This window comes from Pseudomonas sp. FG47, from assembly GCF_057809115.1.
In genome coordinates, this window is record NZ_JBMDJI010000005.1 from 95,677 (window position 1) to 110,798 (window position 15,122).

12 protein-coding genes are annotated in these 15,122 nt (G+C 64.0%); 5 read left to right on the forward strand and 7 right to left on the reverse strand.

Annotation, left to right across the window (positions count from 1 at the left end):
* Positions 1 to 91 precede the first annotated feature (91 nt).
* On the forward strand, positions 92 to 4,723 hold the full coding sequence (locus ACODS5_RS06825) for a dermonecrotic toxin domain-containing protein (RefSeq protein WP_489108273.1): 4,632 nt from the start codon (positions 92 to 94) through the stop codon (positions 4,721 to 4,723).
* 4 nt (positions 4,724 to 4,727) lie between these two features.
* On the opposite strand, the gene ACODS5_RS06830 is transcribed toward ACODS5_RS06825, so the two are convergent.
* From ACODS5_RS06830 to gpmI, 4 genes are all read right to left on the reverse strand, one after another.
* On the reverse strand, positions 4,728 to 5,495 hold the full coding sequence (locus ACODS5_RS06830) for a divergent polysaccharide deacetylase family protein (RefSeq protein ID WP_489108274.1): 768 nt from the start codon (positions 5,493 to 5,495) through the stop codon (positions 4,728 to 4,730).
* Positions 5,496 to 5,503: 8 nt separating this feature from the next.
* Positions 5,504 to 6,835 (reverse strand): S41 family peptidase, encoded by a 1,332-nt coding sequence (locus tag ACODS5_RS06835; RefSeq protein ID WP_134691377.1) that lies wholly within the window; start codon positions 6,833 to 6,835, stop codon positions 5,504 to 5,506.
* Between the two features lie 87 nt (positions 6,836 to 6,922).
* Positions 6,923 to 8,221: a murein hydrolase activator EnvC family protein gene (locus tag ACODS5_RS06840; RefSeq protein WP_134691378.1), complete on the reverse strand. Its 1,299-nt coding sequence runs from the start codon at positions 8,219 to 8,221 to the stop codon at positions 6,923 to 6,925.
* 186 nt (positions 8,222 to 8,407) lie between these two features.
* Positions 8,408 to 9,943 carry a 2,3-bisphosphoglycerate-independent phosphoglycerate mutase gene (gene gpmI, locus ACODS5_RS06845; protein WP_489108275.1) on the reverse strand — a complete coding sequence of 512 codons (1,536 nt, stop codon included), beginning with the start codon at positions 9,941 to 9,943 and terminating at the stop codon, positions 8,408 to 8,410.
* A 206-nt stretch (positions 9,944 to 10,149) separates the two neighbouring features.
* Between gpmI and ACODS5_RS06850 the strand changes: the two genes are divergently transcribed.
* Genes ACODS5_RS06850 through secB form a run of 3 tightly spaced genes read left to right on the forward strand, consistent with a single transcriptional unit; the run spans position 10,150 to position 11,344 of the window.
* Positions 10,150 to 10,563 carry a rhodanese-like domain-containing protein gene (locus ACODS5_RS06850; RefSeq protein ID WP_134691380.1) on the forward strand — a complete coding sequence of 138 codons (414 nt, stop codon included), beginning with the start codon at positions 10,150 to 10,152 and terminating at the stop codon, positions 10,561 to 10,563.
* A gap of 1 nt (position 10,564) precedes the next feature.
* Positions 10,565 to 10,819 carry a glutaredoxin 3 gene (gene grxC, locus ACODS5_RS06855; RefSeq protein WP_134691381.1) on the forward strand — a complete coding sequence of 85 codons (255 nt, stop codon included), beginning with the start codon at positions 10,565 to 10,567 and terminating at the stop codon, positions 10,817 to 10,819.
* Positions 10,820 to 10,858: 39 nt separating this feature from the next.
* Positions 10,859 to 11,344 (forward strand): protein-export chaperone SecB, encoded by a 486-nt coding sequence (gene secB / locus ACODS5_RS06860; protein ID WP_134691382.1) that lies wholly within the window; start codon positions 10,859 to 10,861, stop codon positions 11,342 to 11,344.
* A gap of 83 nt (positions 11,345 to 11,427) precedes the next feature.
* Here secB and trmL read toward each other — a convergent pair whose 3' ends face one another.
* The gene (gene trmL / locus ACODS5_RS06865) at positions 11,428 to 11,889 is read right to left on the reverse strand and encodes a tRNA (uridine(34)/cytosine(34)/5-carboxymethylaminomethyluridine(34)-2'-O)-methyltransferase TrmL (protein WP_134691383.1); all 462 of its coding nucleotides are present in this window, start codon (positions 11,887 to 11,889) and stop codon (positions 11,428 to 11,430) included.
* Here trmL and ACODS5_RS06870 point away from each other — a divergent pair.
* On the forward strand, positions 11,888 to 12,325 hold the full coding sequence (locus ACODS5_RS06870) for a hypothetical protein (RefSeq protein ID WP_134691384.1): 438 nt from the start codon (positions 11,888 to 11,890) through the stop codon (positions 12,323 to 12,325). The genes trmL and ACODS5_RS06870 overlap by 2 nt on opposite strands.
* Positions 12,326 to 12,568: 243 nt before the next feature.
* Here the strand turns inward: ACODS5_RS06870 and ntrC are convergent, their stop codons facing one another.
* Complete coding sequence (gene ntrC / locus ACODS5_RS06875) at positions 12,569 to 14,005, reverse strand: nitrogen regulation protein NR(I) (RefSeq protein ID WP_489108276.1); 1,437 nt, start codon at positions 14,003 to 14,005, stop codon at positions 12,569 to 12,571.
* Positions 14,002 to 15,087: a nitrogen regulation protein NR(II) gene (gene glnL, locus ACODS5_RS06880; RefSeq protein ID WP_253093329.1), complete on the reverse strand. Its 1,086-nt coding sequence runs from the start codon at positions 15,085 to 15,087 to the stop codon at positions 14,002 to 14,004. The genes ntrC and glnL overlap by 4 nt, the downstream gene beginning before the upstream one ends.
* Between the last annotated feature and the right edge of the window lie 35 nt (positions 15,088 to 15,122).

A 15,122-nucleotide genomic window follows, 5' to 3' on the forward strand; every position in this document is an offset into this window, starting at 1 on the left:
TCGCCTGCGGCCTTTGCACTATCAACATGTAGTGCCTGGTGATACGGCGAAATGGCCACCCTGGTGCCTCTGTTCAATGGAGTGCACCCTCATGTCAATCGCGACACTTCCTCTCTTCGACTTCAAGGCGGTGGTTGCCCGGCAGTTCGCCGACCGACCCAGGCTGCGGCAGGTGCTGGGCGAGCAACTGCTGGCGCTGCTGGTCAGAAAACACCCCATTCTGGCGCGAGTGACGCCGACGCTCGCTTCGGCGGATGCCTTGGAGTTGTTGATCCCTGACCCGCACAGGCAGTCCTGGCAAAGAAAACCGCTGCTCGATGTGGCCGTGCAGGCCGCGCTGGACGGCGCCGCGCTGAGCCTCGATCCGGTCGGCGGGCGCCACTTCGGCTTGGCGCTAGCAGAGCCGTACCGATTCCCGGGGGCTTCGGATCGTTTCGAGTACCACCAGATCGACGCGTCCGATGCCGAACTAGACGAGCTGCTCCTGGCGCTCCCCGACTATTGGCGTCAGGCGCAGGTGGATTATTGGCGCGCCGCTGGCCCGTCCGGTGTCAGTCGCGACCGCTGGTTGCAATTGGTGCTGAAGATGGCCCTGTTGCGCAACTTGCCGCTGCAGGGGCTGGATACTTATCAGCAAGCCTGCGTGCATGGGTTGCTTGGCCCGATCGCCAAGCGTCCGTCGGTCTTCGCGGTGAGCGTGCAGATGACGTCCAAGGGCCAGCACTTCAACGAACAGCAGGCGTGCCTGCTGGTGACCGGGGAATGGGATGAGCAGCAGGTGATCCTGTGGTGTTCGCCATCGAGCGTGGTCAGGGCCTTCGACTCGCTCGGCGACTTTGCCACGGCGCTGCGTGACGAGTTGGCCGGTCGCCATCGCTTCGATGAGATGACCTGGCACCGCCAGGAGCTGGAGGGCGATGTGTTCGCCCAGCAGGCGGCACTGATGCTGGAGGCCATGTTTGCGCGGTCGCAGCAAGTTGCTGGCCGGGTGCTGGAAGGGGCGTCTGAGAAAAACCGCGTGATCGATGCCTTGAGCGATCCCGCGCAATGGTTCATCGACGGTTATTACCTCGCCCCGCCCCGCCAGGCCGTGCCGCCGCCGGGTGTGGCCAGGGCTGGCGTGGCCAGCAGTTTTGCCTACCAGGATGCGCTGTTCGCGCTGGCGCTGGACCAGGCCGTCTCGCAGGGGGCACGGGCGTTGGATGGCATTGAGGATTTGCGCAGCTATACCCGTAAGCAGTTGCGTCAGGCCTTGCTGGAGGACCATCCGCTCGATGCCAACTACCAGTCGGATGACCTGATCCTCGAGCTCAAAAGCGCCGAGGGCGTGCCCGGAGGCGCCGCCACGGGGGCGGGCGGTGGCGAGCCGCTGGTGCCGCTTGCCGGCAAGTCGCTGACGGACTTCGCCATCGGCAACCTGGGGTCGTTGCAGGGCGCGCTCATCACGGCGGTCAAGCATCGCGATGGCCAGCTGATCATGCCGTGGTTGACCGCCGATTACTTGCGGGCGCTGGTCCAGCGCGTCGATATCGGTGGCCGATATCCCGCTTACGTGGCGCGGTCAATGGACGCGCAGCAAGGGCGCGCACAGCGTGTCGAGCACTTCGCCAGGGAGTGGCGCCAGGCGCTGCTATTCAGCGCGCTGGCGGCAAGGCTCGACGGCAAGCTCAGCGAGGCTGGGCTGCAGATTGTCACCGACTATGTGCGCGGCTTGGCCGATACGACTACCTCGCTTATGCCGCTGGCTTACACCGAGGCGGGGCCATCATCGCGCTATGACACCGTGCATGGCATGTATGTGCTGAGCTGCATCGCACCTGCGCGGGTGATCCTTTATCGGCCACTATACGGCCACGAGGCTGTGCGGGAGTTCAGCGACCTGGAGGCGCTCGGTAGCGCGATTCGGCAGTCGTCCACCTTGCGCGCCAGCGTTTTGCAATGGCTGGACGAGGATGCGCGCACGCATTACCACGGCGACCTCAGCGCCGATACCCTCCTGGTGCACGCTGGCATCGACCCTGGCCTGCTGCCCGAGCCGGCACAGTTGGCTCAGCGCTTCTGGCTCATCGATGTCGACACCAAGCTGTACAACGCCAATCGTGACTGGTTGGTAGCCATCGCCGAACAAGCGACGACCTCCACGGCGCAAAGCCGTTGGCGGATGTTCGAACAGGTAGCCTGGCTGTTGTTCCAGACTGCCGCGCCGCTGTTGCGGGGGCCGGTCGCGGTGGTGGCATGGTTGACACAATCGGTCATGGCGTTTTCGAGCGATGTGTCGGCATTGCTCGAAGGTACTGCGTTTGATGCATCGCAAGCGGTGGTGGATCTGGTACTCAATGTCGGCATGGTCTTGCTGCATAAGCAACTACCTGGGGTGACGTCCACGCTGCCTGAGCCTGTGGCTGGGTTTGACTACGCCTTGCACGGCTACTCGCAGGGCCGCGAAGCAAGCGTGGAGCCGACCCAAGGCAAAGTCGGTTTGCCGGGCGCGGTAGTGGATACGCAATTGGATTTTTCCTGGCGTGGTAACGCCGGCTTCAACTGGCTCGATCCGCAGCGGCGCCAGGCTGTTCGCCAGTTGCGTGTGAGCGTGAACCTCGAAGGTATCGCGCCGTTGGGCGCGGGGGAGGCGAGCGGGCTCTATCCAGTTGATGGGCGGCTGTATGCGGTAATGGCCAATGATGTCTATCCGGTGACGGTACTCGACGGCGAAGTACGCCTCCTCGATGCGCAGGGTGCGCCGCAGGCATGGATCACCCAGCAGGATGGTGCTTGGCGTATCGACGCCTCGATGAGGCTGGCAGGAGGAGGGCCCAAAACCCGTCTCGCGCTCAAGCAGCAGGAGAACCAGCGCCTGATCGTGGCACTGAAGGACGAAGAGAAAAGACTCATTACCGAATTGCTCGGACTGGATCGGGAGTTCGCCAGGCATCGCGATTTCTACACCCGGGCGACTGCGGACTTGAGAGCGCTGCAAGCTATCGAGCCCAGGGAGGCGCACGTCGAACAACGCTTACAGCTCCAGAAGAGAATACAGCATCAGGCCAAGTTGCGAGTTGTCGAGGACTTGAGGGGGCTGGTCGAGAAGGGCCTCGCCCAGGACAGCGTGATTTCGCGCCTTGAGTCCATGCGGCTGACTGACCCCACGCTGCCGGAGGCGATCAGGTTGCAGCGTAATGCCACGCGTGAGGAGCTGCTTTCGCGTTGTGATATCTACTACAACGAGCTGACCTCCCTGATCAACGATGTGAACGTGCAAGCCTTGCTCCATGACTTGGCGATCCTTCCTGAGTCGCCGCAAGAGATCCAGTATTACCAGGATTTTTATACGCAGCTGGAGCAAGTCATTGGCTGGGAGGGCGAGTTGATCAACCTGTCGGTTGAATACGACCGGTTGTTGGAGGAGACCCTTCGGGATGACTCGATCCACTTCGAGCCAGGCGCCGATGGCAGGCCGGCCAGTAAGCAAGCGCAATTGAGGGCGAGCATCGAGCAGCGTCGCTTGACTGCCACCGATCTGGTCTTCAGACGGTTGATGGATCTCGCCGAGGCCAGCCTGAATCGCCTGGCGAACGTTGATGAGAGCACCCTGGAGGAGTATGAGCAGTACTTGTCCGGGCCTGAACTCGTCAGTGCGGGAACCGCCCATGGCGATCTGGCTGGGAGCGTGCTGACGCTCAACGAGCGTATCGACATTCTCACTGGCGTGTTGGAGTCCTACGCTGAGGCTGAGGTCATGAGCCAGTACTTGTCCAGTCTGGGGGGGGATGCCGTGCGCCGGCTTCGTTTGCAGGAATACCGCCAGGCGCTTCGGGTGTTGATAGAGAGCGCGCAGGACACGTTGGAGCAGGCTGTGCGCGAGCAACAACTGGCTGAAAGAGTCCCACCTCGTCCGGCGGTTTACGCGATGCGTGGTGGCAGGCGACAGGTAGTCAGGACTCTGCGTGGCAGAAGTGTTGTGGGTGAGCGTCGACAATTGGACGGCGAGGAGGTCGTGCAGCAGGTGGACTCGCGTGAAGCGGTGCTCAAAACATTCCGTCGACAAGGGGAGGATTGGGTCGAGGAGGTTGCCCTGCGCGAACCGCAACCTGCGCCGGTCGTCGACACTGGCAGGTTGAGGAGGCAAGGGGTAACGCTGGTCGAGCAGATCGAGTCGGTGGTCAAGTTGGCCAAGCAGTACGTCAAGACCGACGAGCCCAGCGGGTTGTCCACTGTTCTCGATCAGCATATCGAGAAGCTTCAGGACGTGCTGGAGAGCCTGCCTGATGATGACGGGAACACTGAGCTGCGCGAACAATTGGATTCTGGGATCAACCGCTTGGACTCGACCCGTCAAGACCTGCTCGAGGCCTTGTACCTCACCACAAGCCATCCCAATGCCGAGAGCCTGCGTTACCTGCTGTCGCGTGATCAGGTGACGGTTACCCGGGTGCCTGGGCGCACGCCGCTCAAAGTGGATGATTACCTGGATGTCTACGAGATCCGGCGCAAGCCCAGAAAAGAGGGGCATCCTGGGAGCGGCTTATGGGAAGCGCACTTTCACTACCCGGCGGCGGATACCCCTGGGCGGCAGTTCAGCAAGGGGCATATCAAGCTCTGGTCCGAACGCAAGCTGGGTCGGGAAGCCCAGTTGCGCGCGGCGCTCGAGCGCAATGAGTTGCTGCCGATCTATCGCGGCAATGTACAACTTGCCCAGGTGGACGGCCTGATCCCGTTCGATTGATGCCTCAGCGGTTGCTGTAGACCCCATGCCTGCCATGAGCGGGCATGGCCTGGTTGCCACGTTCGGCGATCATCTGGCGCAGGCTGATCAGTTCGACCCCCTGGTCCTTGAGCCGGGGGATCTCGCGTTCCAGTACTTCCAGCGTCTGCGGGTAGGGGTGTCCGATCAGTACCGCCGAGCCTTGCTTGCGCGCCAGCTCGATGCCTTTGCGCAACTGCCCGGCAATGGCTTCGGTGGTGCGCTCGTCATCGAGGAACACGTCCCGCGAAACATGCGCCAATCCCCGTGCCTGGGCCTCGGCTGCTGCCACGGTGGCCGCGCTGGTACGGCTGTCGACGAAGAACAGATGACGCCGTTGCAGCTCCCCCATCAACCAGGTCATGGGTTCGCGCTGCGCTGTCATGCGGCTGCCCATGTGGTTGTTGATGCCCGCGGCATAGGGCACCTTGGCCAGGGCATGGTCCAGGCGTTGGGCCAGTTCCTCGATGGCGATGCCTGGATGCCAGGCATAGGGCCCGGTGGCCGGGTCCATGGGCATGTGCAGGATCACCGTGCGCCCGGCCTTGTGGGCCTGGCGGGCGAAGTCGGTGGCGTGCGGGGTGTCGGGCATGATCGCCATCGTCACTGGCCCGGGCAGGGCGAGGGTGCGGCTGTCGCGTGCGCTGCTCTGGCCGAGGTCGTCGATGATGATGCTCATGTAGGCCTTGCCGGCAGGTGCCGCGTGCGCGACACCGGCCAACAGGCAGAACAGCAGGGACAGCAGATAACGCATGGGAGGCTTCAGTCACCCTTGGTGATGTTCAGGCCCTTGAGCAGGCTGAGGGCCTGGCTGAGCTGGAAGTCGTTGTCCTGCGGGCGATCCTTGCGCTTGGCGCTGCCGCTGGGGCGGTCGGCGCCACCGTTGCCGTTGCCCAGGTGACCCTGCAGGTCGGCTTCCTTGAAGTTGTCGGTGTCGGCCTCGGCGGTGAGCTTGGCCGGGCGCACCTCGATGTCCGGAACGATGCCCTGGGCCTGGATCGAGCGGCCGTTGGGGGTGAAGTACAGCGCGGTGGTGAGCTTGAGCGCGCGGTCGTTGGCCAGTGGCAGCACGGTCTGCACCGAGCCCTTGCCGAAGCTGTCGGTGCCCATCAGCACGGCGCGTTTCTGGTCTTGCAGGGCGCCGGCGACGATTTCCGAGGCCGAGGCGCTGCCGCCGTTGATCAGCACCACCAATGGCACGCCCGCGCTGGCGTCGGCCGGGTCGGCGGAGTAGCGCAGTTCGGAGTTGGCGATACGGCCCTTGGTGTAGACGATCAGGCCCTTGGTCAGGAAGTGGTCGGCCACTTCCACCGCCGATTGCAGCACGCCGCCGGGGTTGTTGCGCAGGTCGAGGACCACGCCGCGCAGCTTCTTGCCGTTGTCCTTGCGCAGCTTGGCCAGGGCCTTGCCCACCTCGTCGCCAGTCTTGACCTGGAACTGGGTGATGCGGATGTAGCCGTAGTCGTTTTCCAGCAGTTGGCTCTTGACGCTCTTGACCTGGATCACTGCGCGGGCCAGCGTGACGTCGAACGGCGTGCCGCCATCGCGGACCAAGGTCAGGGTGATCTTCTCGCCGATCTTGCCGCGCATCTTGTCCACGGCTTCGGTCATGCTCTGGCCGCGAGTCGGCGCGCCGTTGATCTTGACGATCAGGTCGCCGGCCTCGATGCCGGCGCGCGAGGCCGGCGTGTCGTCGATGGGCGAGACCACTTTGACGAAGCCGTCTTCCATCCCGACCTCTATGCCCAGGCCACCGAACTCACCGCTGGTGCTTTCCTGCAGCTCCTGGAAGTCCTCGGGGCCGAGGTAGGCCGAGTGCGGATCGAGGTTGCTGAGCATGCCCTTGATGGCGTTTTCCAGCAGGGTCTTGTCATCCACCGGCTCGACATAGGCGGCCTTGATGCGGTCCATGACCTCGGCGAAGGTGCGCAGCTCGTCCAGCGGCAGCGGCGCCTTGGCGGTCACCTCGGTGGCCGGCACCGCGGCGGGCTTGGCCGCCATCGGCTTGGCCGGCTCGGCGGCAACGGCCAGGGGCGCGCCGACGACCAGGGCGATGGTCAGGGCCAGCTGGGTGAGGCGGGGCGAGTGCAGCATGTCGAACGAACTCCTGATCCTGTTGGTGCTCCTGTTGGGAGCATCGGCGCCGCCGTTTCGCGGGTGGCGCCGTAAAAGTAGCATTAACTAGCCTCGGCACCATTGCGCGGGGTCGCTGGGCCGGCCTTGCTGGCGAATCGCGAAGTACAGCCCGGCGCTGTCCTGGCCGCCGCTGTCGCCGACAGTGGAGATCGCCTCGCCGGCCTTGACGATGTCGCCGGCGCTCTTGAGCAAGCTCTGGTTGTGGCCGTACAGGCTCAGGTAACCGTTGCCATGGTCGAGGATGACCAGAAGTCCGGCGCCGCGCAACCAGTCGGCGAACACCACGCGCCCGCCATGCACCGCGCGCACCTGGGTGCCGGCGCTGGCGCCGATCATCACCCCGTCCCACTTGGCTCGGGCATCGCTGCCGCGGGCGTCACCGAAGCGTGCCAGCAATCGACCATTGACCGGCCATGGAAGTTTGCCCCGGGCTGCAGAAAAAGCGCCGCCATAGCTGGCGCCGTCGCTGGAAACCACCGGGCCCAGGGTGGTGCGGGCTTTTTTCGGGGCTTCTTCGGGGGCATTGTCACGGGCGGCGGCCAGGGCCTGGGCCTTGCGTCGCTGTTCTTCTTCCTGCTTGGCCAGCAGGGCGCGCTGGCGGGCTTCCTCGGCTTCGCGGGCCTGGCGGGCTAGGGTTTCCTCGATGGTCTTGAGCACCTTGCTCAGGTCGGCCTGGTCCTGCTCGCGGCTTTGCAGCCTCTGGTCGCGTGCTTTCATGTCGTTGTTGAGCTTGGCCAGCACTTGTTGGCGCTTGTCGCGCTCGGCGACCAGGGCCTGACGGCGATTGTCGAGATCGGCGCGCTGGGTCAGCAGTTGTTCCTGCTGGCGGCCGATGTCCTGCTCGACGTTGGCCAGCTGGCGCAGCGTTTCGTTGAAGGCGCGCAACTGCGCCAGGCGCGCCTGGCTCAGGTAGTCGTAGTAGGTCAGGGTGCGGGCGAATTTCTCGGGGTTCTGCTGGTTGAGCAGCAGCTTGAGGTATTCCTCGCGACCGTTGTTCTGGTAGGCCGAACGGGCCTGGATGGCGATCAGGCGTTGCTGTTCAACGCGGGCGCTCTGGAGTTTTTTTTTCTCGTGGTCAAGGCGCTCCAGCTCGCCCTCGGTCTTTTTTAATTCTTTTTGCAGTGCCTCCACCTGTTTTTCGAGGTTGCCGATATCGGTCTCGGTGGACTTGAGGTCTTTCTGCACGCCGGCTTTTTCCTCCTGGAGCTTGCCCAGCATTTTTTTCAGCTCGGCGATGTCCTGGCGGGTGGCGTCCAGCTGTTGCTGGGTCTGTGCGCGCTCATCGGCGGCGAAGGCCGGGGTGAGCAGGCATGACAGGGCGAGTAGGATGAGGGCGCGGAGCATGGGGTTGGGCGTACCAGGGATGGAGACTGGCCTAGTATGCCCGCGCAGGCGTGCAAAAAAAACGCCTCGCGGCGTGTGCGGCGAGGCGTTTGTCTGGAATCCGGGTGTTTTAGCGGTACCGTTCGCCGGCAAGCCGGCTCCTACGAGGCTTCTGTAGGAGCCGGCTTGCCGGCGAACAGGTCTCGATCAGGCATCAACCAGGATCGAGGTCCCGGTCATCTCTGCCGGTTTTTCCAGCCCCATCAGCTTGAGCATGGTCGGCGCCACGTCGGCCAGCACGCCGCCGTCACGCACCTTGACCTTGCGCTTGCCGACATAGATGAACGGTACCGGCTCGGTGGTGTGGGCGGTATGCGCCTGGCCGGTGCATTCGTCCTCCATCTGTTCGACGTTGCCATGGTCGGCGGTGATCAGTGCTTCGCCGCCGACCTTGTCCAGCGCCTCGACGATGCGGCCGACGCAGCCATCCAGGGCTTCCACGGCCTTGACCGCGGCGTCGAACACGCCGGTGTGGCCGACCATGTCACCGTTGGCGTAGTTGACCACGATCACGTCATAACGCTGCTGCTCGATGGCCTCGACGATACGGTCGGTAACTTCCGGCGCGCTCATTTCCGGCTGCAGGTCGTAGGTGGCGACTTTCGGCGACGGGATCAGGATGCGTTCTTCGCCTTCGAACGGCTCTTCGCGCCCGCCCGAGAAGAAGAAGGTGACGTGGGCGTATTTCTCGGTTTCGGCGATGCGCAGCTGGGTCTTGCCGTTTTTCGCCAGGTATTCGCCGAGTACGTTGTGCAGGCTGGCCGGGGCGAAGGCAGCGGGGGCGGGGATCTTCGCCGAGTACTGGGTCAGGCCGATGTAGGCCGCCAGCTTGGGCAGGCGCGCGCGCGGGAACTCGTTGAACTCGGGCTCGACGAACACGCGCGACAGTTCGCGGGCGCGGTCGGCGCGGAAGTTCATGAAGATCACCGCATCGCCGTCTTCGACCTTCACCGCCTCGCCGATGCGCGTGGCTTTGACGAACTCGTCGCTCTCATCGCGGGCGTAGGCGGCCTCAAGGCCGGCCACGGCGTTCGGCGCGGTGTATTCGGCGGCGCTGTCGACGATCAGGTCGTAGGCGGCTTGCACGCGGTCCCAGCGGTTGTCGCGGTCCATCGCGTAATAGCGGCCGATCAGGCTGGCGATGCGGCCTTTGCCCAGCTTGGCGAAGGTGGCGTCGAGCAGTTCGATGGACGACTGGGCGCTGCGTGGCGGAGTGTCGCGGCCATCGAGGAAGGCGTGCAGGTAGATCTTCTCGGCGCCACGCTGGGCGGCCAGTTCGGCCATGGCGATCAGGTGGTCCTGGTGGCTGTGCACGCCGCCGTCGGAGAGCAGGCCGAGGATGTGCACGGCCTTGCCGGCGGCGGCAGCCTTGTCCACTGCACTGGTGAGCACCGGGTTTTCGAAGAACTCGCCGTCACGGATGGCCTTGGTCACCCGGGTGAAGTCCTGGTACACCACGCGGCCGGCGCCGAGGTTCATGTGACCGACTTCCGAGTTGCCCATCTGCCCGTCGGGCAGCCCCACGTCCATGCCGGAACCGGAGATCAGGCCATGCGGCTGGGTGGCGCGCAGGCGGTCGTAGACCGGTGTGTTGGCGGAGTAGATGGCGTTGTATTCGGGGCTTTCGCTGTGACCGAAGCCATCCAGGATGATCAGGACCAGGGGTTTAGGCGTGCTCGTCATCAATCAAACTCACGGTTGTTCAAAGATGATAAAGACACGCATTTTAGGGCAAATACGCCAGCGGCGGCGAATATTCCTCCCTTTGCCTGACCGGCGCACTCGGCTATGTGCCATCCAGCCCGGTTTGCCGGTGGCCCGGTGGGCTTTGGCGGTCATGGGGGGCTGTGTATACTGGCCGCCATTTTCAATCGCCTGGAACACCCCCGATGGTTGCTCACCTGATTCAATTCGCGACAGATCACTTCATCCTGGTGGCGATCTTCGTCGTTCTGCTGGTTTTGCTGCTGATCAACGAAGTCCGCCGCGGCGGCCAGAGCCTGAGCAACGGCCAGCTGACCGCGCTGGTCAACGCCGACAAGGCGCTGGTGATCGATATCCGCCCCGCCAAGGACTACTCGGCCGGGCACATCGTCGGGGCAGTGAACATCCCGCAGGACAAGCTGGTCAGCCGCATGACCGAGCTGGAAAAGCACAAAGAGAAGACCCTGATCGTCGTCGACGCGATGGGCCAGCAGTCCGGCAGCATTTGCCGCGAGCTGCTCAAGGCTGGTTACACCGCGGCCAAGCTCAGCGGTGGCGTATCCAGCTGGAAAGCCGATAACCTGCCCCTGGTGAAGTGACATGAAGCCCGTCATCGTTTACTCCAGCGACTACTGCCCCTACTGCATGCGCGCCAAGTCCCTGCTCCAGAGCAAGGGCGTGGCGTTCGAAGAGATCAAGGTCGACGGCAAGCCCCAACTGCGCGCCGAGATGAGCCAGAAGGCGGGCCGCACCTCGGTGCCGCAGATCTGGATCGGCAGTATGCATGTCGGGGGTTGCGATGACCTCTATGCCCTGGAGCGCGCCGGCAAGCTCGACGCGCTGCTGGCGGCCTGATTCGCACTGCATTCAAGAACATTAGGAAAAGGATCTGCCATGACCGAGCAACAGACCAACGGCGCTGCCGCTGAAGAAACCGCACCACAATTCTCCCTGCAGCGCATCTATGTGCGCGACCTGTCGTTCGAGGCGCCGAAAAGCCCGCAGATCTTCCGCCAGCAGTGGGAGCCGAGCGTCTCGCTGGACCTGAACACCCGTCAGAAAGCCCTGGAAGGCGACTTCCACGAAGTAGTGCTGACCCTGTCGGTTACCGTCAAGAACGGTGACGAAGTGGCGTTCATCGCCGAAGTGCAGCAGGCTGGTATCTTCCTGATCGCCAACCTGGATGCCGCTTCGATGAGCCACACCCTCGGCGCGTTCTGCCCGAACATTCTGTTCCCGTACGCCCGCGAGACCCTGGATAGCCTGGTGACCCGCGGCTCGTTCCCGGCGCTGATGCTGTCGCCGGTCAACTTCGACGCCCTGTACGCGCAAGAGATGCAGCGCATGCAGGAAGCCGGTGAAGTGCCGACCGTGCAGTAATTTCTGCCGGTAAAGAAAAAGGCGACCTTCGTGGTCGCCTTTTTCATGTCTCGTGCTGGTATAGGGCCTGAGAGGCGAGCACATCAGCTTCCGGCAAACCCCTGCTGGCGCCACGCCTCGTACACCGTCACGGCCACGGTGTTGGACAGGTTCAAGCTCCGGCACCCCGGCCGCATCGGCAGGCGCAGGCGTTGTTCGGCAGGCAGGCTGTCCAGCACCTCGGCCGGCAGGCCACGGCTTTCGGGCCCGAACAGGAAGGCGTCACCGGGCTGGTACTCGACCTCATTGAACGGGTGCGAGCCTTTGGTGGTGAACGCGAACAGTCGAGGCTGATTCAGGCTTTCCAGGCATTCGGCCAGGCTTTGGTGGCGCTGTAGCGTGGCATACTCGTGGTAGTCCAGCCCCGCGCGGCGCAGGCGTTTGTCGTCCAGTTCGAAGCTGATCGGCTCGATCAGGTGCAAGGCGCAGCCGCTGTTGGCGCACAGGCGGATGATGTTGCCGGTATTCGGCGGAATTTCTGGTTGAAAAAGGATGACGTGAAACATGCACGGCTCCAAGCATGAAGATGACGAGCATTCTACCCCCGAAGCGGACCCGCGTTCGAAGGCCTGGCCGCGAGTGCTGTTGTCGCTGGCGATCTTCGGCATGCTCGTGGGCCTGATGATCGGCCGCTTGACGGCACCCGAGGAGCGGGTGCTGGAGCAGGTGGAAGTGGTACAGGGTGGTCTCGACCTGTGGTTCAACGAACAACCGCAGTTGCATGGCGAGAATGTCGAGGGCACCGTGGCGCTGGTGTTCCAGGCCGAGGGCAAGGCCGCCCGCGGTCAGTTGCTGTTGCAGGGCAAGCCGGTGGGTTGGCGTTTGCAGAAAAGCGAGGAAGGCTTGCTGCTGACGCTGGTCGCCGCACGCCCCCTGCGCGGGGAATGGTCTGGCGCGCAGGAGGCGGGGCGTTGGCGGGTGCAGGTGCGCCTGCACGAATAAAAGAGGGGATTGCCCGGCCTGCCTGTACCAGGGTCCCCGAAACTGGAGATGTCTGGGTTATTGCAGGTGTCGTGCCAGTTTTATGGGTATGGAAAAGCAAGGGTTTGCCCATATCTACAGCGGTCTTGGCGGATTATTTGCCTCGCCACGGTGCAAGGGGCACGTAATCGGTGCATGAACCGCTCCCACGACATCCATAGCGTGGGAGCGGGCTTGCCCTGCAATTCGTTGCAACGTTTGGGCTCAGTGCTCTTGCGCTTCGTCGTCATCCCCGCCGTCAACATTCATCCCCAGCTCCTTGATCTTGCGCGTCAGGGTATTGCGTCCCCAGCCCAGCAACAGCGCCGCATCGCGACGGCGCCCGGCGGTGTGCTTGAGCGCGGTCTCGATCATGATCCGCTCGAAGCTCGGCACCGCGCTGTCCAGCAGGTCGCTCTGACCGCGGGCCAGGGCCTGGTCGGCCCACTGGCGCAGGGCCTGCTCCCAGTTGGTGACCGGCGCGGCGTCTTGTGGCAGGTTGAGCAGCTCGGGTGGCAGGTCGCCGATCAGCACTTCGCGGCTGGAGGCCATCACGGTGATCCAGCGGCAGGTGTTCTCCAGTTGGCGCACGTTGCCCGGCCAGGGCAGGTTGCGAATGAACGCCTCGGTTTCCGGCTTGAGCAGCTTGGGCTCCACGGCCAGCTCCTGGGCAGCGCGGCCGAGAAAGTGACGGGCCAGCGCCGGGATGTCCTCGCGACGGTCGGCCAGGCGCGGGATATGGATGCGAATCACATTCAGGCGGTGAAACAGGTCCTCACGGAACTTGCCGGCCTGGACCAGGGATTCGAGGTTCTGGTGGGTGGCGGCGATGATGCGCACGTCCACCTTCACCGGTACATGCCCGCCGACCCGGTAGAACTCGCCATCGGCCAGTACCCGTAGCAGGCGAGTCTGGGTGTCGGCGGGCATGTCGCCGATCTCGTCGAGGAACAACGTACCGCCGTCGGCCTGCTCGAAACGGCCGCGGCGCAGGTTGGCGGCACCGGTGAACGCGCCTTTCTCATGGCCGAACAGCTCGGACTCCATCAGGTCCTTGGGGATCGCCGCCATGTTCAGCGCGATGAACGGTGCAGCCGCCCGTGGGCTGTGGCGGTGCAAGGCGTGGGCCACCAGCTCCTTGCCGGTTCCCGACTCGCCGTTGATCAGCACGGTGATGTTGGAGTGGCTGAGCCGGCCGATGGCGCGGAACACCTCCTGCATTGCCGGCGCCTCGCCGATGATCTCGGGGGTGCGGGCCAGGGCCTGGGGTACTTCCAGGGCCTGTTGCTCCTGGGCGTGCTGGTTGGCGCGTTTGACCAGCGATACCGCTTCATCCACGTCGAACGGCTTGGGCAGGTACTCGAAGGCGCCGCCCTGGTATGAGGCCACGGCGCTGTCCAGGTCGGAGTGGGCGGTCATGATGATCACCGGCAGCCCTGGGTGCTGTTCGCGGATCTGCGCCAGCAGGTCGAGGCCACTGGCCCCCGGCATGCGGATATCGGAGATGATCACGTCCGGTTGCTGGCGGGCCAGGCGACCCATGACGCCATCGGCGCTGTCGAAGCTCTGGGTGGCCATGCCTTCCTGTTGCAGGGCTTTTTCCAGCACCCAGCGGATGGAACGATCATCATCGACGATCCAGACGGTTTCACTTCGGCTCATGGGGCGGTGGCTCCTTGTTCCAGGGGCAGGTAGATGGAGAACGTGGTGTGGCCGGGGTGGCTCTCGCACTCGATCAGGCCCTGGTGCTGGCTGATGATGTTCTGGGTGATGGCCAGGCCCAGCCCGGTGCCGTCCGGGCGGCCGCTGACCATGGGGTAGAAGAGGGTGTCCTGCAGTTCGGCTGGGATGCCGGGGCCGTTGTCGACGATCTCGACCCGCGCCACCAGGCGGTGGCGCACATGGCCGATGGTGAACTGGCGCACCGCGCGGCTGCGCAGGGTGATGCGGCCCAGGCGCAGCTCGTTCTGGCCGCCGATGGCCTGCATGGCGTTGCGCACGATGTTGAGCACGGCCTGGATCATCTGCTCGCGGTCGACCAGCACATCCGGCAGGCTCGGGTCGTAGTCGCGCACCAGGGTTATGCCACCCTGGCTCTCGGCCTCGACCAGGCTGCATACCCGTTCGAGCACTTCGTGGATGTTGGTCATGGCCAGCGACGGCAACTTGTTCGAGCCGAGCATGCGGTCGACCAAATTGCGTAGGCGGTCGGCTTCTTCGATGATCACGTTGGTGTAGTCGCGCAGACCGTCCTCGGGCAGTTCGCGGGCTAGCAGTTGGGCTGCGCCACGGATGCCGCCGAGGGGGTTCTTGATCTCGTGGGCCAGGCCGCGCACCAGCATCTTGGTGGTTTCCTGCTTGCTCAACTGGGCTTCTTCCTTGGTGATGCGCAATAACCGGTCGCGCGGGTGCACCTCGAGCAACAGCAGGGTCTGGCCCTGGTGCAGGATGGGGGTCACGGCGTAGTCGACGGTGATGGTCTGCCCGGTCAGCGAGGTCAGTTGGGCTTCGCGCTTGGTGAACGGATGCGCGTGCTCCACGGCCTGGCGCAGCGAGTTGAGCGCCTCGGTCGATTCGGTGAATAGCTCACTGATGAACTGCCCATGGCTGCGCTGGCCGCTGACGGCCAAGAGCATTTCCGCGGCCGGGTTCATGTATTCCAGGCGCAATTCGCCATTGAGCAGCAGCGTGGCTGTGGTCAGGTTGTCCAGAAGCAGACGGTGCTGTGCATCGCTGATGGTCATAAGGCGTCGTTGACCTCTTTTGGCACAGTGGCGCC